The following is a 17,753-nucleotide window of genomic DNA, read 5'->3' as shown; positions in this document are numbered from 1 at the left end:
CCGCCGAGGGCCGGGCGCCGGGCGCCGTCGCTCACCGGTCGTCCAGCGCCCGGGCCAGCCAACCGGCGATCCGTTGCACAGTGGGCCGGCGCAGCAAGGAGTAGTGGTCGCCCTCGTACTCGTGGACGGTGGTCCGGGCGCCGACGTAGCGCTCCCAGCGCGGCTGCCAGCGCGGCGACGCGGAGGCCTGCACGACGGTCAGCGGCAGCTCCGCGCCCTCCGGCCGGTACCCGGCCACGGCGGTGACGTGCCGGGCGAAGGTCTCCACCCGGCGGCGCACCTCGCGCACCGGCAGCGCCACCGGGGTCACCCCGGCGTCCACCAGCCACTGGCGCAGCAGCATCGTCTGCTCCTCGACCGGCAGCGCGGCGAGCGTCGCCGCCGCCGGCGCCGGGTGGCCCCGGCCGAGGGACGCGGCGAGGTCCGCGGCGAACCGGGCCGCCGTCGCGGCGTCGTCGGTCCCCTCGCCGGCCGGGCGCGCCTGCCCGGGCGCGGTGTCCAGGACCACCAGCAGGTCGACGGAGCGTCCGGTCCGCACCAGCCGGCGGGCCATCTCGTACGCGAGCAGGCCCCCCATCGACCAGCCGCACAGCCGGTACGGGCCGGCCGGCCAGCGGGCGAGGACCTCGTCCAGGTACGCCTCGGCGAGCGCGTCGATGGAGTCGCCGGTGGCGTCGGCGGCCGACTCGATGCCGACCAGGTGGTACGCGGGCAGCAGCCGGGCGAGTTCGGCGTATGCGCCGACCGTGCCGCTGACGGGGTGCGGCAGGATCAGCGGCGGCCGGTCGGTCGGCCCGCCGAGGTGCACCAGCGTGCCGGAGCCCGTCCCGCCCGGCCGGGCACGCGCCGCGGGCGGCGGGGTCGCCGCCCGGACGCCCGGCGCGGGCCGGCGCACCGGCAGCGCGTCGACGGTGGCGTGCGGGTCGGCGACGACCGCGTCCAGCAGCGCCACGAAGTCGTCGGCGACGGCGGCCATGTCCGCCGGGTCGAACAGCCCGTCGCGCCAGGTCCAGGCCGCCACGAGCCCGCCCGAGTCGTCGGTCAGGACGTCCAACTGCACGTCGAACTTCGCCGTGCCGGTGTCGACGTCGACCCAGGCGGTGCTCAGGCCGGCGAGCCGGGGCGGGGGCGCGGGCCGGCCCTCCACGCTGAACGCGAACTGCGAGAACGGCATCCGGCCCGGCACCCGCGCCGGGCGCACCTCGTCCACGATCCGTTCGAACGGCACCGCCATGTGGGCGTACGCCCCGAGGGTCAGCTCCCGGACCCGGTCCACCACCTCGGCGAAGGTCGGGTTGCCCGCCAGGTCGCCGCGTAGCACCACGGTGTTGACGAAGTACCCGATCCGGCTCTCGTCCGCCTCGCTCGTCCTGCCCGTCGTCGGCGACAGCACGGCGACGTCGCTGCTGCCGGTGCGCACGGACAGCAGCACCAGGTACGCCGCCAGCAGCGTCATGAACGAGGTGGCCCGCCGGGACCGACCCAGCCGGGTGAGGGCGGTCGTCACGCCGCGGTCCAGCGGCACGTCCAGCCGCCGCCCGGCGGCCAACGCCCCGGGCACCCGGTCGCGGACGCCGGGCAGGTCCAGGTCGGGCAGGCCGGCCAGCCGCTCGCGCCAGTAGGCCAGTGCCGCGTCCGGGTCCTCCGGGTCGTCGGCGAAGTCGTCCTCGTCGTCCTCGTCGTCGGGCACCGGCGGATCGAGGTCCGGCGTCCTCCCCGCCCGCAGCGCGCCGTACGCCGTGGCGAGGTGGTTCCAGAAGACCGGGCGGGACCCACCGTCGAAGACGATGTGGTGCACGGTGACCGCGAGCAGGTGCTCGTCGGCCCCGCACCGGATCAGCACCGCCCGCAGCAGCGGGCCGTCGGCCAGGTCGAACAGCTCGTCGTGGGCCCTCTCCAGCTCCTGCCGGACCCGCTGCTCGCGGGTCGCGGCGTCCGTCGTACCGAGGTCGACGACCGGCACCGGCACCGGCGCGCAGGGACCGATCCGCACGACCACCTCGTCGTCGACCATCGCGAAGGTGGCCCGGAGCAGGTCGTGCCGGTCCGTGACGGCGGCGAGCGCGCCGCGCAGTGCCGGCAGGTCCAGCTCGCCGGTCATCCGCACCACGGTCAGGATGTGGTACGCGGTGCTTGTCGGCTCCAGCTGTTGCAGGAACCAGAGCTGCCGCTGGGCCACGGTGGCGGGACCGGCCGGCGTGGTGTCCAGCCGCTCGCGCAGCAGCCGTACCAGCAGCTGCCGGTGCTCCTCCGCCGGCCAGCCGGGCGGCGGTCGAAGCAGCGTGGCTACCGGGTCGGGCGACGGGCCGCTCATCGGGGCGCTCCTGTCTCGTCGTACGGTGGGCCGGGCCGGGTGGCGGCGGCCAGCGCTCGTCGGGCCTGGTCCTCGGTGAGCGCGGCGACGGCCTCGCGCAGGCCGGCCACGGTGTCCACCCAGCCGGGCCGGCGCTCGACGCGGCGCAGCTCGTCGGCCAGCCCCGCGATCGTCGGGTCCCGGAACAGCGCCGCGACCGGCAGGTCGACCTCGAACGCGGCGCCGGCCTGCGCGGTGACCTGGGTGGCCAGCAGGGAGTGCCCGCCGACGGCGAAGAAGTCGTCGCGGACTCCGATGCCCGCGACGGGGGTGCCCAGCACCGTCGCCCAGATCCCGGCGAGCTGCCGCTGCACGGCGTCGCCGGGCGGCGCGGAGCGGACGGTGGCGGAATCCGGTGCGGGGAGTGCGTTGCGGTCGATCTTGCCGTTGCGGGTGAGGGGGAAGTGGGGCAGGGCGATGATGGCGTGGGGTACGAGGTGGCGGGGGAGGGTGTGGTGGAGGGTGTCGCGGAGTTGGTGGGTGTCGATGGTGCTGGTGCTGGTGACGTAGGCGATGAGGTGGCGGCCGGTGGGGAGGGTGCGGGTGGTGACGAGGGCGGCTTCGATGTGGGGTTGGGTGCGTAGGGCGGTTTCGATTTCGCCGGGTTCGATGCGGTAGCCGTTGATGGCGATTTGTTCGTCGGTGCGGCCGAGGAATTCGAGGGTGCCGTCGGTGCGGAGTCGGCAGAGGTCGCCGGTGCGGTAGAGGCGGCTGCCGGGTGGTCCGTAGGGGTCGGGCAGGAACCGCTCCGCCGTCTGCCCCGGACGGCCGAGGTATCCCCGGGCCAGCCCGTCGCCGGCGATGCAGAGTTCGCCGGGCGCCCCGGGCGGCACCAGCTGCAGCTCGGCGTCGAGGAGGTGGACGCGGGCGCCGTCGATCGGGGTGCCGAGGTCCGGCCGGTGGGTCCCGTCCGGGCGCACCGGCCCGGCGGTGGCGACGACCGCGGCCTCCGTGGGCCCGTAGTGGTTGACCAGGGCGTAGGGGGTGCGCGCGGAGGGCCGGGTGGTCAGGGCGTCCCCACCCGTGAGCAGCGTGCGCAGCGTGGAGGTGGGCGGCGTCGGCAGCCGCAGGACGGCCTCGGCGATCGGGGTGGGCACGAAGGCCTCGGTGAGACCCTGCCGGTGCATCCAGTCGTGCAGCGCGGCGGGGTCGAGGCGGTGGGCCGGGTCGGCGATGTGCAGGGTGGCGCCGCTGACCAGCGCCGGCCAGATCTCCCACACCGCCGCGTCGAAGCCGAGGCTGGCGATCTGCCCGTGGTGCTCGCCGGGCCCGCTGGGGTAGGTGTCGAGGTGCCACCGGACGAGGTTGGCCAGGGCGTGGTGGGCGACCATGACGCCCTTGGGTATGCCCGTCGAGCCGGAGGTGTGGATCACGTACGCCAGCTGCTCGGGGTGGATGTCGACCCGGGGCGCCGCCGGGGAGGCCGAGCGGGACGGGGCGAGGGCGACGACGCCGGGTGGTGTGTCGGTGTCGTGGGGGTCTTCGGTGATGAGGATGGTGGCGGCGGAGTTGGTGATGAGGTGGTGTCGGCGTGCGGGTGGGGCGGTGGGGTCGATGGGGAGGTAGGCGGCGCCGGCTTTGAGGACGGCGAGCATGGCGGTGATGGCGGGTGTGCCGGGTGGGAGGCTGACGGCGATGGGGTGGTCGGGTCGGGCGCCGTGGTGCAGGAGTTGGTGGGCGAGGTGGTTGGACCGCTCGTCGAGTTGGCGGTAGGTGATCGCGCCGGTCCCGTCGACGACGGCGAGCGCGTCGGGTTGGCGTCGGGCCGTCTCCGTCACCAGCAGGGGCACGCACCCGCGAGCGCCGCCCGACCCGCGCCGCCGCCCCGTGGACACCGCCGCGAGCCGCCGGCGCTGGTCGTCGGTGACGGCCTCCACGGTGGACAGGCGCCGGTCGGGATCGGCCAGCACGGCGGCGACGAGGGCGCGGTAGCTGTCGGCCAGGTCGGCCATCGTGCCGGGCTCGTACAGGTCGCGGGCGTAGCTGAAGTACACGTCGACGGAGTCGGTCCCCACCTCCGCGTGGACCGTCAGGTCGAACTTCGCGGTTCCCGGCTCGATCGACACCGGCCGCATCGTGGCGGTGTGCAACGGCATGGGTTCGTCGGCGATGCCCGTGGCGTTCCCGCCGGTGAAGACGGTCTGGATGAGGGGTGGGGTGTGGCGGTCGCGGGTGGGTCGGGTGTGTTCGACGAGTTTGTCGAAGGGGATGTCCTGGTGGGTGACGGCGTGCATGAGGACGGTGCGGGAGTGGTGCAGGAGTTGGCGAAAGGTGTGGTGGGGGTTGATGTCGAGGGCGAGGGGGAGGGTGTTGACGAAGAAGCCGATGAGTTTTTCGGCGTCGGGGTCGGTGCGTCCGGTGAGTGGGGTGCCGATGACGATGGGGTTCTGGTGGGTGTGGCGGTGGATGAGGAGTTGGAAGGCGGCGAGCAGGACGCCGAAGGGGGTGGAACCGGTCTGGGCGGCGAGGGCGGTCAGGGTGCCGGCGGGTAGCTGGGTGTGATGGACGGCCGTGGGCCCGGATTCGGTGTCGGGACGGGGCCGGTCGGTGGGCGGGTGGCACACGGGTGGGGCGTCGCGTAGTCGTGCGGCGAATTCGTGGAGATGCTGTTGGGCGTCGTCGCTCTGCCAGTGGTGACGTTGGCGTTCGGCGATGTCGGCGTACTGGGTGGTGAGCGGCGGCAGCGAGGGGGCGCGACCGTGGGTGAGGTCGGTGTAGAGGTGGTCGAGTTCGGTGTGGAACACGCCGACGGACCAGCCGTCGAGGACGATGTGGTGCCAGGTGAGGCAGAGCACGTGGGCGGTGTCGGAGAGTCGCAGGGTCCGGCAGCGTAGGAGTGGGCCGGTGGTGAGGTCGAACGGTGTGTCGAGTTCGGCGCGCAGGATGTCGCGGACGTGGCGGTCGTGGTGCTCCGGCTGGATCTGGGTGAGGTCGTGGCGGGTGCGGTGATGCGTGGGCTCGGGGTGGATGAGCTGGACGGGGACGCCGTCGTGCTCGGCGAAGGTGGTGCGCAGGATCTCGTGCCGGCGGGCGATCTCGTCGATGGCGGTGTCGAGGTGGTCGAGGTCGAGTTGGCCGTCGATGTGCCAGGCGGTCTGGGTGTTGTAGGCGGTGGACTTCGGGTCGAGGGTGTGCAGGAACCACAGGCGTTGCTGCGCGAACGACAGGACCCGACCCGCCGACGAGGCCTCGCCGCCCGGCGAGGCGAGGGCCGGCTCGCGCGGTTCCCGGGTGCCGGTCACGACCGGGTCGTCCTCGCCGCCGGCGGTCGACGGATCGGTTGGCACCTCGTCCCGCAGCCGGTCGGCCATCGCGGCCACGGTCTGCGCCTCGAACACGATCGCCGCCGGCACCGCCACGCCGAGGCTCTCGCGTAGCCGGGCGGCGATCATGGTGGCCTGCATGGAGTGCCCACCGAAGGCGAAGAAGTTGTCGTCGCGGCCCGGCCTCCGGCCGATCACGTCGGCCCACACCTGCGCCACCCGCCGCTCCAGGCCGTCGCGGGGCGGCTCGCCCCGCGCGGACAGGTCCGGTGCGGGGAGTGCGTTGCGGTCGATCTTGCCGTTGCGGGTGAGGGGGAAGTGGGGCAGGGCGATGATGGCGTGGGGTACGAGGTGGCGGGGGAGGGTGTGGTGGAGGGTGTCGCGGAGTTGGTGGGTGTCGATGGTGCTGGTGCTGGTGACGTAGGCGATGAGGTGGCGGCCGGTGGGGAGGGTGCGGGTGGTGACGAGGGCGGCTTCGATGTGGGGTTGGGTGCGTAGGGCGGTTTCGATTTCGCCGGGTTCGATGCGGTAGCCGTTGATGGCGATTTGTTCGTCGGTGCGGCCGAGGAATTCGAGGGTGCCGTCGGTGCGGAGTCGGCAGAGGTCGCCGGTGCGGTAGAGGCGGCTGCCGGGTGGTCCGTAGGGGTCGGGCAGGAACCGCTCCGCCGTCTGCCCGGGCTTGTTCAGGTAGCCGCGGCTGACCACGTCGCCGGCGACGCAGACCTCGCCGGGCGCCCCGGGCGGGACCAGTTGGAGGTCGGCGTCCAGCAGGTATATGCGGGCGCCGGCGATCGGCGTGCCGAGGTCCGGCCGGTGGACCCCGTCCGGGCGGACGGGCCCGACGGTGACGGCGACGGTGGTCTCGGTCGGCCCGTAGATGTTGAACAGGGTGTACGGCGCCTGCGCGGACGGCCGGGTGGTGAGGGCGTCCCCGCCGGTGAAGATCGTCCGCAGGCGGCTGGTGGACGGGGTCGGCAACCGGAGGACGGCCTCCGCGATCGGCGTCGGCAGGAACGTCCTCGTGACGTCCTCCCGGACCAGCCAGTCGTGCAGCGCGGTGGGGTCGAGGCGGTCGGCGGGGTCGGCGATGTGCAGGGTGGCGCCGCTGACCAGCGCGGGCCAGATCTCCCAGATCGCGGCGTCGAAGCCGAGGCTGGCCACCTGGCCGTGGCGTTGGCCGGGACCGGTGGGGTGCGCGTCCAGGTGCCAGTGGACCAGGTTGCTCAGCGCCCGGTGGGGGACCATGACGCCCTTGGGCGTGCCGGTGGACCCGGAGGTGTGGATGACGTACGCCACCTGCTCCGGGTGCACGTCGAGCGGGGGCGGCGCGGACGCGGCCGTGGCGGTGTCCGGGTGCGGGGCGAGGGCGACGACGCCGGGTGGTGTGTCGGTGTCGTGGGGGTCTTCGGTGATGAGGATGGTGGCGGCGGAGTTGGTGATGAGGTGGTGTCGGCGTGCGGGTGGGGCGGTGGGGTCGATGGGGAGGTAGGCGGCGCCGGCTTTGAGGACGGCGAGCATGGCGGTGATGGCGGGTGTGCCGGGTGGGAGGCTGACGGCGATGGGGTGGTCGGGTCGGGCGCCGTGGTGCAGGAGTTGGTGGGCGAGGTGGTTGGACCGCTCGTCGAGTTGGCGGTAGGTGATCGCGCCGGTCCCGTCGACGACGGCGAGCGCGTCGGGTTGGCGTCGGGCCGTCTCCGTCACCAGCAGGGGCACGCACCCCAGGTCACCGGGCGGGACCGGAACCGGGCTGGCGATCAACGCGTCCGCGAGCCGCTCCCGCTGGGCGGCCGTGACCGCCACCACGGTGGACAGCGGCCGGTCCGGCTCGGCCAGTACGGCGGCCACCAGGGCCCGGTAGCTGTCGGCCAGCTCGGCCATCGTCGCGGGCTCGTACAGATCGCAGGCGTAGTCGAAGAGCACCCGGACGGCGTCCGGCTCCACCTGCACCTGGACGGTCAGGTCGAACTTCGCGACCCCCTCGTCGATCGGCAGCGGCCGCATCGTGGCGGTGTGCAGCGGTGCCGGACCGGTGCCTTCCATGGTGGTGAAGACGGTCTGGATGAGGGGTGGGGTGTGGCGGTCGCGGGTGGGTCGGGTGTGTTCGACGAGTTTGTCGAAGGGGATGTCCTGGTGGGTGACGGCGTGCATGAGGACGGTGCGGGAGTGGTGCAGGAGTTGGCGAAAGGTGTGGTGGGGGTTGATGTCGAGGGCGAGGGGGAGGGTGTTGACGAAGAAGCCGATGAGTTTTTCGGCGTCGGGGTCGGTGCGTCCGGTGAGTGGGGTGCCGATGACGATGGGGTTCTGGTGGGTGTGGCGGTGGATGAGGAGTTGGAAGGCGGCGAGCAGGACGCCGAAGGGGGTGGAACCCGTCTGGGCGGCGAGGGCGGTCAGGGGGGCCAGGCTGCCGGGGGCCAGTTGGCTGTGGTGGACGGCGGTGGGGCCGGGTGCGGTGTCAGGGCGGGGCCGGTCGGTGGGCGGGTGACAGACGGGCGGGGCGTCGCGTAGCCGTGCGGCGAGTTGTTCGAGCTGTCGTTGGGCGTCGGCGCTCTGCCAGTGGTGGCGTTGGCGTTCGGCGATGTCGGCGTACTGGGTGGTGAGCGGCGGCAGCGAGGGGGCGCGACCGTGGGTGAGGTCGGTGTAGAGGTGGTCGAGTTCGGTGTGGAACACGCCGACGGACCAGCCGTCGAGGACGATGTGGTGCCAGGTGAGGCAGAGCACGTGCGCGGTGGGGGTGAGTTGGAGGACGTGGCTGCGCAGTAACGGGCCGGTGGCGAGGTCGAACGGTGTGTCGAGCTCGGCGCGCAGGATGTCACGGACGTGGCGGTCGTGGTGCTCCGGGTCGATGTGGGTGAGGTCGTGGCGGGTGCTGTGGTGGGTGCTCGGCGGGTGGACGATCTGGACGGGGACGCCGTCGTGCTCGGCGAAGGTGGTGCGCAGGACTTCGTGCCGGCGGACGATCTCGTCGATGGCGGTGTCGAGGTGGTCGAGGTCGAGTTCGCCGTCGATGTGCCAGGCGGTCTGGGTGTTGTAGGCGGTGGACTTCGGGTCGAGGGTGTGCAGGAACCACAGGCGTTGCTGCGCGAACGACAGGACCCGACCCGCCGACGAGGCCTCGCCGCCCGGCGAGGCGAGGGCCGGATCGTTCGGTTGCCCGGTGCCGGTCACGACCGAATCGCCGCCGCCGACGACGGCCGGCACCTCGTCCCGCAGCCGGTCGGCCATCGCGGCCACGGTCTGCGCCTCGAACACGATCGCCGCCGAGATCGGCAGCCCGAACCGCTCGCGCAGGCGGACGGCGACCATCGTGGCCCGCAGCGAGTGCCCGCCCAGGGAGAAGAAGTTGTCGTCGCGGCCCGGCGACCTGCCGAGCACCTCCGCCCACACCTGCGCTACCCGTCGCTCCAGGTCGTCGCGGGGCGCCTCGCCGACCCGCTCCGCCGGCGCGGGCAGCGCGGCCCGGTCCAGCTTGCCGTGCGGCGTGAGCGGCAGGGCGGCGAGCCGGACCCACGCGGCGGGAACCATGGTCGCCGGCAGGTACCGGGCCGCGTGCTCGGCCAGCGCCACGTCGTCCGGGCCGGCCTCGGGCACGACGTAGCCGACGAGCCGGGGGCCGGCCGTGCCCTGGTGCAGCCCGACGGCGGCGGCCCGTACGTCCGGATGACGCAGCAGCACGCTCTCGATCTCGCCCAGCTCGATCCGGTGGCCGTGCAGCTTCACCTGGTCGTCGACCCGGCCGGCGAAGTGGTAGGTGCCGTCCGGAAGCTGACGGGCCAGGTCACCGGTGCGGTAGAGGCGGCTGCCCGGCGGCCCGTACGGGTCGGGCGGGAAGCGCTCGGCGGTCAGGGCGGGCCGGTCGTGGTACCCCCGGGCCACGCCCGGCCCACCGATGAACACCTCGCCCAGGCTGCCGGCGGGCACCGGGCGCAGGTCGTCGGTGAGCAGCCGGATGGCGGCGCCCGCGGCCGGATGCCCGAGCGACGGCGGGCCGTCGCCCTCGACCGCCACCTCCCCGGCCATCGCCAGCACGGTGGCCTCGGTGGGCCCGTACAGGTTGACGGTGGTGAACGTGTGCTCGGGGCGGGGGCGGGCCAGCAGCTGCTGGCCCCCCGCGCCGAGGATGCGCAGTGCCCCGTGGGGCGGCGCCGGCCGGGTCAGCACGGCCTCGGCGAGCGGGGTGGGCAGCGTCGCCGAGGTGATCACGTGCGTGGCGAGCCAGTCCACCAGCCGGTCGGGGTCGACCCGGGTCGCGTCGTCGGGCATCCAGAGGCTGGCGCCCGCCACCAGCGGTGCCCAGATGTCCCACACCGAGGCGTCGAAGCCGGGGGAGAACAGGTGCAGGCAGCGGTCGTCGGGACCGAGACGCTCCGCGTCGGCCCGCCACCGGGCCAGCCCGCGCAGCGAGCCGTGCTCGACCATGACCCCCTTCGGCAGGCCGGTGGATCCGGAGGTGTAGATCACGTACGCCAGGTCACCCGGGCCGACCGGCACGGCCGGCGGGCGGTCGGGGTACGCGGCGAGCGTGGCCCGGTCGTCGTCGAGCAGGACGACCGGGGTGCCCGGAACCACCAGGTCGGGCCGGACCAGCGACCGTACGGTGACGAGCACCCGCGCCCGGGAGTCGGTGAGCATGTGCCGGACCCGCTGCGGCGGGTAGCCGGCGTCGACGGGCAGGTACGCGGCGCCGGCGGTGAGCGCCGCCAGCACGCTGACGATCCCGTCGACACCGCGGGGCAGCAGGACGGCGACGAGGTCGCCTCGGCGTACCCCGGTGGCCCGCAGGTGCCGGGCCAGCCGGTTGCTGCGTGCGCGCAACTCCCCGTAGGTGACGAGGGCGTCGTCCGTGCCGAGCGCCAACGCGTCGGCGGGATGCCGGACGATCGCCTCATGGACGAGGTCCGCGTGGTGTGGCTCGCCCCCGGCGGGCTGGCCGGACGGCCGGGCGGGGACGGGGGGCGCTGACCAACCGCTTTCCTTGATCATGATGCGCCGGATGCTGCCAGCGCGGCACGCCCGTCGTCAATGGAAACGGGCCGGGCTAGGGGCTGTGCGGGCAGTTGTCGGGGCTGGCCGGCCGCCCGCCGGAGCGGCCCGGCCGGGTGACGGGCCGCCCGGCCCGACGGCTCACCTCGACAGGCGCTCGACGGCCTCGGCGGTGGTGACCACCTCGCCGAGTTGCCCCAGCGTCTCCAGGCTGGCCCGGTGCGCCTCGTCGGTCGCGGCGGTGCACGCGTCGGAGACCACCACCGGCCGGTAGCCGAGGTTGACCGCCTCGAACACGGTGCCGGTGACGGAGAGGTTGGTGGCGACCCCGGTGAACAGGACGCTGTCCACGCCCCGGCGCCGCAGCACGGTGTCGAGTTCGCTGCCGAAGAAGCCGGTGAGCCGGACGTTGGTGATGACGACGTCGCCGGCCTCCGGCGCGAGTTCGTCGACGATCCGGGTCTTGGGCGCGCCCTCGAGGTAGGCCTGCCGCTCCCGCACCAGGGCGAAGCTGGGCGTGTTGGGGATGAGGTCCGGGTATCCGGGTCGGTACGCGACCCGCGTGTAGACGACGAGGCCGCCACCGGCGCGTACCGCCGCGGTGACCTGCGCCGCGTACGAGGCGACGCGGTGCCGGGAGACCTGCGCGGCGAAGAACGGACCGAACACCCCGTCGGGGCTGACGACCTCGTGCTGCCAGTGGACGCCGACGACGGCGGTCCGCATCGGGTCGAGTTCTCGCATCGTCCTCCCGTCACGGGGCGGAGAGCTGCTGCGGCGCAGGCTGGTGGCCGCGTCCGCCCGCGCCGGCCGGCCCTCTGCCGTACGCGTCGAGTCGCCCCCACCGCCCGGGAATGTCGAGCAGCGCCACGAAGTCGAGACTAGCGGGCAGAGCGGGCCTGATCACGAGGTCTTCGCCGACCGGTTGCAGCCCGAGCATCGTGCGCAACAGCAGCAGGGTGGCCCCGGCGGACCACGCCTGCGGGCTGCACGCGGTGGGATAGTTGACCGGATAGTTGGTCTCGGCCCGGCGGTAGCCGGCGAACGCCTCGGGCAGCCGGCCGTCGTAGAAGACCGCCGCGTCCAGGATCCCGGCGGCGATCCGCGCCGCCTCGTCGGCGTAGCCGTAGCGGCGCAGGCCCCAGGCGATGAACGAGTTGTCGAACGGCCAGATCGTCCCGACGTGATACCCGATCGGGTTGTAGCGGCTCGCGCTCTCGGCCAGCGTGCGCACCCCCCAGCCGCTGAACAGCGCGGGCGACATCAGGTGTCGCGCCAGGGCGGCGGCCTTCGGCTCGTCGACGATGCCGCTCCACAGCAGGTGGCCGATGTTGGACGACAGGGCGTCCACCTGCCGGCCGTCACCGTCGAGCGCGAGGGCCATGTACTCGCCGTCGGCGACCCAGAAGTCGCGGTTGAAGCGCTGCCTGAGCTCGGCGGCGTCCCGTTCCAGCCGGTCCGCGTACGCCGGGTCGTCCCAGATCGTCCGGGCGAGCCGGGCGGTGCGCATCTTCGCGTCGTACGCGTACCCCTGCAACTCGCAGGTAGCTCTGGGGAAGCCGGGCAGCCGCCCGTCCTGGTACGAGATGCCGTCCCAGGAGTCCTTCCAGCACTGGTTCTCCAGGCCGTTGCGGGTGTTGCGCCGCTCGTAGGAGATGTAGCCGCTGCCCGTCAGGTCGGCGTAGTGGTCGATCCAGTCGATCGCCGCCCGCGCCTCCTGTTCGACCGAGTGGACGAGCGCGGTGTCGCCGGTCCAGCGTTCGTACTCGTCGAGCAGCACCAGGAACAGGGGAGTGGCGTCGGCGCTGCCGAAGTAGGGCGTGTGCGGCGTCTCCTCGAACACGCTCATCTCCCCGTACCGCATCTCGTGCAGGATCCGGCCGGGCTCCTCCTCCCGGAAGTCGTCGACCCGGCTGCCCTGCCGCAGCGCGAGCACCCTGAGCGTGGTGGCGGCGAGATCGGGCGCGAACGGCAGCGCCTGGAGGCTGGTGAGGATGCTGTCCCGGCCGAACAGGCTCATGAACCAGGGCAGGCCGGCGGCCGGCACGCTCCGGTCCTCGGCGAGGAACGGGCTGAACCGCAGCGCGGCCAGGTCGATGAGGCTGCGCCGGTACGCGCCGTGCAGGGGCTCGAAGCCGGATTCCAGCCGGGGCGCCTCCGCCAGCCAGTCCTTGAGTCGGCGCTCCTTGTCCCGGCTGCGCGCCCGTCCCGGAATCGTGAGCCGTTCCAGCCCTCGCGGCATCGGCAGGTCCGGCTCCGCGGTCAGCCTGGTCCGCCACCTGCCGTGCGGTTCGAGGTGGACCGCGAACGTCAGCCCGTTCTCGTCCAGTTCTGCCGGCGTCGTCGCGGAGACGATCGTCTCCCGCCGGAACCGTTCCCGCGCGTAGCCTAGGACGAGGCGCCCGTCGTCGACGCGCCGGTAGTGCCGCCCCTTCTTCCGCGCCGTCGCGTCCTTGACCTCGAAGACGTCCGCGAAGTCGGCGTCCACCTCGACCCGGACGGTCAAATCGACCGGCTGGCCGGCGTGGTTGGTGATGCTCAGCTCCTCGTGCAGGCCGGCGTCGAGCGTGTGCACCCGTCGCACGGAGAGCGTGCTGTTGACGTAGACGTCCTGGTGGCCGGGGACCAGGTAGAACCGGTTCTCGAAGTAGTGGATGTCGTCGATGGCGAGGGTGCTCAACCGCTCCCCGTCGATCGTGAGCACCCACTTCGACAGCAGGCGCGTGTCGTGGGCGAACAGGCCGAGCGGGGTGTCGGGCGACGGGAAGATGTCGCCGGCCCGGTCGCAGACCAGGAAGGTGGTGCCGTCCAGGATGCCCACCTGGTCGTCACTCATGGCCGCCTCCCCGGCGGCGCGTCGCCCGGGACGTGGGCGGCGGCGGAAAGAGCTTACGGACGGTCGCGAAGAGCCGTGGGCTGCCCGCCACGGCCGCCTCGCCACGCAGCACCGTGGTCAGGAAGTACGCCTCCCCGCTGGCGATGCGGTCGAACACCGCCCGGTCCGCCTCGACGACCGCGTCCCCGCCGGTCTCCTCCTCCGAGACCCTGACGTCGCCCTTCTCGATGGAGACCAGCCAGTGGTCGGTCCGGCCGTCGCGGCTGATGTCGAAGCGCACGCTGCCCTCGTCGATCGCCCTCAGCCGGCGGTCGTGCCCACGGCGCGCGAGGCCGTGGAAGAAATCCTCGGTGGCATCCGCCATCGCGACCCTCCTCACCGGCCACCATTCCCCGCAAACGCCGCCACCGCCTCACCCGGAGAAGGTGAACTTCGCGCGGCCCCGCCGGGGGTCGCGCCCACCGCCGGCCGGCCCCGAGCCGTCCCGCGCCCGGCGGGCCGGGCCGCCCGGCGGGCCGGGCGGCCCGGCCGACACCCGCCCCGCCGCCGGGCATCGCCACTAGCCTGGGACCCGATGGATCCCATCCAGGCGACGCTGCTCGTCGCCGCCGGTGTCGCCACGGGCGCCTTCAACGCGGTCGCGGGCGGCGGTTCCCTGATCGCCTTCTCGGCGCTGATCGCTGCCGGCATCCCGCCGCTCACCGCCAAGCTGACCAGCACCGTAGCCGTCTTCCCGGGCAACGTGGCGAGCGTCGCCGGAGGATACCGGGACCTGCCGCCCCGCGGCGACGTGCGACGCGTCCTGCCCGCGGCGGTCGTCGGCGGCGTCGCCGGGTCGGTGCTGCTGCTGGTGACGCCCACCCGCGTCTTCGACATGATCGTGCCGTTCCTGGTGCTCGCCGCGTCGGGCGTCCTCGGTCTGCGGGGCTGGTTGGACGGCCTGGTCCGGCGCTCCGCGCCGCGGGACCGGCGGGCACACCCGGCGGCCCTGCAACTCTCCATCGCCCTGGGCGGCCTCTACGGCGGTTACGTCGGCGCCGGGTTCGGCATCGTCCTGGTCGCCAGCCTGGCGCTCCTCCAGCACGAGCCGCTCACCAGGACGATCGCCCTGAAGAACCTGCTGTCGGCCGTCATCTCGTTCACGGCGGTGGTGCTCTACGTCCTCTTCGGCACCGTCAACTGGGCGGGGGTGGCAGTCGTCGCCCCGGCGACCGTCGTCGGCGGCTACGTGGGCGCCCGACTGCTCCGCAGACTCCCCGAGGGCCCGCTCAGGGCGGTGGTCGTCGCGTTCGGGGTGCTCTTCGGGCTGTTCCTGCTGCGGCGCAACGTCCTGTAGACCGCGCTGCCGCCGCGGAGTCCCGGCCCCGACGACGGGACGGGCCCCTGCCGTCCGCTCGGATGGCAGGGGCCCGTCGCGCGCCGGTCAGGCCAGCGGGACCTGGCGGGCGAGCGCGGCGCCGCCGGCCTCGAAGGCCGCCAGGACCGAGGTGGGCGTGCCACCGGTCGCCGGGACCACGACGGTCACCGGGCGGCCGGAGGGCACCTGCACCGAACGCTCACCGAGCGACCGGTCGCCGTCGGCGGTGTGCAGGTACACCGTGCCGGCGCGGTCGGCCCGGACGGTCACCCGCACGCCGCCGGCCACCTGCCGCTGGTCGGTCAGCCGCAGCGCCCGCTCGGGCAGCCGGGTGACGGCGGCCGGAGCGACGCCGTCCACCGCCGACTGCGCGATGGTCTGCGGGCTGTGCACGCTACGGGCGGCGGTGTCCGGGAAGACCGGGGCGCTGGGCTGCCGCGCGGCCGGGGTGAGGCCGGGCAGGGTGACCAGGCCGTAGCGGTACGGGTCGGCCCGCACGCCGGTGAAGGTGGACCAGCCCAGCCGGGACTGGGAGCTGAGGTCCTGGGTGTCCGAGTCGTACACCAGCACGTTGAAGCCCATCCGCGTCGGGTCGATGGCGTCGGGCAGCACCGCGAACGGGATGCGCGCCTCGATGGTGTAGCCGGTGTACGGCGCGGTGACCTTGCTGACCACGGTCATCCCCGGGGCGGTCGTGGCGCCCGGTCCCTGCCGGTTGTCGGCGTCGCGCTGCCAGCACGGCGGGTCGCCGTTGGCGGGGTCGTCGGTGACCGGGAAGATGCCCGCCTTGAACACGGTGGAGGTGTCCGTCGAGTTCCCCTTCGGGTCGACGATGATCTCCACGCTGTCGGTGCGCCGCTGCCGCTTGCAGTCCTGCGGCACCACCTTCTTGCCGAGCACGTCGTCGGTGACCTGTACGAACACGACGAGCGCGTCCTCGGTGAAGGCGATCCGGCCGGTGGCCGAGGCGTCCTGTGGCGTGGTGGCCTGCCCCTCCCAGATGCGGGACAGGTCCAGCTCCTCGCCGGGGTACTCGCCCGGGGAGGCCACCCCGTCGACGGCGTGGTCTCCCCCGGCGTGCGGCACCTCGCTGGTCGGCACGATCTCCAGGGCGCCGGTCTCCACGGTGCTGCCGGCGGCGCTGGTGGTGGTGATGGTGATGCCGTAGTCGCCGCCGTCGCCGCCCTCGTTGGCGGTCGGCAGGCTGGCGTCGCTGTTGGTGACGGTGAAGGTGACCGCCCCGGTCGCGCCCGGCGCCAGGGAGGCGTAGCTCTTGGTCGGCGCGTCGGCGGTGAAGCCGGTCGGCAGGCCGAGGGCGACGGTGCCGCTCTGGGCGGTCTCGCCGTGGTTGCGCAGGTCGACCCGGACCGTCCGGCTCTTGCCGGAGCCGAGGGTGAGCACCGGCTTGATCAGGGTGTCCAGCTGCGGGTAGCCGCTGTCGCCGGCCCAGGTGCGGAACAGCCCGACCTCGGGCAGCGGCTCCAGGGTGCCGCGCACGTCGGCGACCACCCGGACCGCGCGGTCCGTACGGCCGGTGCCCTGCCTGGTGGTGAGGGACGCGCCGACGAGGTGCTGCTCGTTGGTGTCGGCGCCGGCGGGGACGGTCACGGTGAAGGTGACGGTCCGCTCCTTGCCGGCAGGTACGGCGCCGCGCACCGCGCCGGAGCCGCTGGCGGTCCAGCCCTGCGGCAGCCGCAGTGAGACCCGGGGCGAGGTGAGGGCCCGGTTGCCGGGCGCCCGCACGTGTGCGGTGACCTCGACGCTCTGCCCGGGGGCGAGGTCGAACCGGTCGGCGGTCAGGTAGAGCTCGGTGCCCCTGGGCAGCCCGCCGGCGGCCGGGGGCAGGACCGAGCCGCGCAGGATCGCCTCGGGGGAGGTGTCCGCCGGGTCGTACGGGACGCGGCTGTCGACCAGGGTGTAGAAGTCGCAGCGGATCTTCGCGGGGTCGGTGGGGGCGGCGGCGGTGTTGGCCCAGCCCTGGGTCACGTAGTCCCGGCGGGCGTCGACCTCCACCTCGGCCCAGGTCTTGCCGCCGGCGCTGCGGGCGCCCTCCCAGACGCCGAACACCTGGTCGGTCGGGACGGCCGGCACGAAGCCGGTGGCGCACTGCGGCCCGGTCGTCGAGCTGCCGCTGCCGCCCGTACGCAGGAACTTCGCCGCCCGGAACGGCTTGAGCCCCTCCTTGGTGACCTGCTCCGGGAACGCCTTCGGGTCGGCGGCGGCGTGGAACGCCTCGGCGGCGAAGCGGGCGGCCTGCTGGTGGTTGCCGTGGTTGCCGGGCGTGGGCGACGGGTTCATCGTCATGACGATCTCGGGCCGGGTCTGCCGGATCACCCGGACGATCTGGGCGAGGGTGTCGTCGTGCCCCCAGATCTGCTCGGACAGGGGCGCGGACGCGGTGTACCAGAAGTCGACCCGGTCGAGGTTGTAGAGGTTCTCCACCCCGGCGCGGCCGATCGCGGTGCGTTCCTCGCGCTCGCGGATGATGCCCAGCGGCGGGCCCTCCTCCAGGCCGACGGCGTTGCCGCCGCCCTCGCCGCGGGTGATGGTGACGACGCCGGCCTTGGCGCCGTGCTTCTCCTTCCACTGGCCGAGGGTGGCGAGGCTGCCGGCCTCGTCGTCGGGGTGCGCGCTGACGAAGAGGACGTCCAGGTCGACGGCGTCGGTCGGCCGGGCGTCGGGGGGTGCGGCGAGGGCCACGGCCGGTGTCCCGGACAGGGCCAGGGCGAGCGCCGTGGGTAGCAGAAACGCCTTGAGACGCATGCGGATCCTTTCGCGTGACGCGAGGTCCGGGCAGCGGCCGGCGACGTCGGACGCGGGGCGTCGACGTGGGGTCGCGGTCGGACGGTGAGAGGGCGGGCAGGGGCGCCGGGGCACGAGGGAGCGCCGGCGTCACCTCAGGTACGCAGCGGCACGGGGGTCCGTACACACTGGAAGGCCTTCGCCCGGTGACGCTAGGGACCG

Annotated in this window: 7 protein-coding genes; 1 reads left to right on the top strand and 6 read right to left on the bottom strand. The window is 73.8% G+C overall.

Features of this window, described 5'->3' with window-relative positions; all coding sequences use genetic code 11:
* Window positions 1–31: 31 nt before the first annotated feature.
* The 5 genes from ACN27A_RS04800 to ACN27A_RS04780 all read right to left on the bottom strand — a co-directional run bounded on the left by ACN27A_RS04800 (window position 32) and on the right by ACN27A_RS04780 (window position 13,796).
* Entirely contained in the window at window positions 32–2,314 is a 2,283-nt protein-coding gene (locus ACN27A_RS04800) for a condensation domain-containing protein (protein WP_421450063.1), read from the bottom strand.
* Complete coding sequence (locus ACN27A_RS04795; protein WP_421450062.1) at window positions 2,311–10,596, bottom strand: amino acid adenylation domain-containing protein; 8,286 nt, start codon at window positions 10,594–10,596, stop codon at window positions 2,311–2,313. The genes ACN27A_RS04800 and ACN27A_RS04795 overlap by 4 nt, the downstream gene beginning before the upstream one ends.
* Window positions 10,597–10,737: 141 nt before the next feature.
* Complete coding sequence (locus tag ACN27A_RS04790; protein ID WP_421450061.1) at window positions 10,738–11,340, bottom strand: cysteine hydrolase; 603 nt, start codon at window positions 11,338–11,340, stop codon at window positions 10,738–10,740.
* Between the two features lie 10 nt (window positions 11,341–11,350).
* On the bottom strand, window positions 11,351–13,432 hold the full coding sequence (locus tag ACN27A_RS04785; RefSeq protein WP_421450060.1) for a glycogen debranching N-terminal domain-containing protein: 2,082 nt from the start codon (window positions 13,430–13,432) through the stop codon (window positions 11,351–11,353).
* A complete protein-coding gene (locus ACN27A_RS04780; RefSeq protein ID WP_421450059.1) occupies window positions 13,425–13,796 on the bottom strand; it encodes an SCP2 sterol-binding domain-containing protein in 372 nt (123 codons plus the stop codon). The genes ACN27A_RS04785 and ACN27A_RS04780 overlap by 8 nt, the downstream gene beginning before the upstream one ends.
* Before the next feature lie 210 nt (window positions 13,797–14,006).
* Here ACN27A_RS04780 and ACN27A_RS04775 point away from each other — a divergent pair, with 210 nt between their 5' ends.
* Window positions 14,007–14,768, top strand: coding sequence for a sulfite exporter TauE/SafE family protein (locus ACN27A_RS04775; protein ID WP_421450058.1), 762 nt, complete (start codon window positions 14,007–14,009; stop codon window positions 14,766–14,768).
* 87 nt (window positions 14,769–14,855) lie between these two features.
* Here the strand turns inward: ACN27A_RS04775 and ACN27A_RS04770 are convergent, their stop codons facing one another.
* Window positions 14,856–17,552 carry a sugar-binding protein gene (locus ACN27A_RS04770; RefSeq protein WP_421450057.1) on the bottom strand — a complete coding sequence of 899 codons (2,697 nt, stop codon included), beginning with the start codon at window positions 17,550–17,552 and terminating at the stop codon, window positions 14,856–14,858.
* Window positions 17,553–17,753 lie beyond the last annotated feature (201 nt).

This window comes from Micromonospora sp. WMMD737, assembly GCF_049179055.1.
Classification (GTDB): domain Bacteria; phylum Actinomycetota; class Actinomycetes; order Mycobacteriales; family Micromonosporaceae; genus Micromonospora; species Micromonospora reichwaldensis.
The sequence above is the reverse complement of the archived record's forward strand: the minus strand, read 5'-3'. Positions and strand labels throughout refer to the sequence as shown.

What these genes read in the sequence shown, in the direction of transcription:
- ACN27A_RS04770 (WP_421450057.1), bottom strand. Translation starts at nt 17,552, where the DNA reads ATGCGTCTCAAGGCGTTTCTGCTACCCACGGCGCTCGCCCTGGCCCTG.
- ACN27A_RS04795 (WP_421450062.1), bottom strand. Translation starts at nt 10,596, where the DNA reads ATGATCAAGGAAAGCGGTTGGTCAGCGCCCCCCGTCCCCGCCCGGCCG.
- ACN27A_RS04800 (WP_421450063.1), bottom strand. Translation starts at nt 2,314, where the DNA reads ATGAGCGGCCCGTCGCCCGACCCGGTAGCCACGCTGCTTCGACCGCCG.
- ACN27A_RS04790 (WP_421450061.1), bottom strand. Translation starts at nt 11,340, where the DNA reads ATGCGAGAACTCGACCCGATGCGGACCGCCGTCGTCGGCGTCCACTGG.
- ACN27A_RS04775 (WP_421450058.1), top strand. Translation starts at nt 14,007, where the DNA reads ATGGATCCCATCCAGGCGACGCTGCTCGTCGCCGCCGGTGTCGCCACG.
- ACN27A_RS04780 (WP_421450059.1), bottom strand. Translation starts at nt 13,796, where the DNA reads ATGGCGGATGCCACCGAGGATTTCTTCCACGGCCTCGCGCGCCGTGGG.
- ACN27A_RS04785 (WP_421450060.1), bottom strand. Translation starts at nt 13,432, where the DNA reads ATGAGTGACGACCAGGTGGGCATCCTGGACGGCACCACCTTCCTGGTC.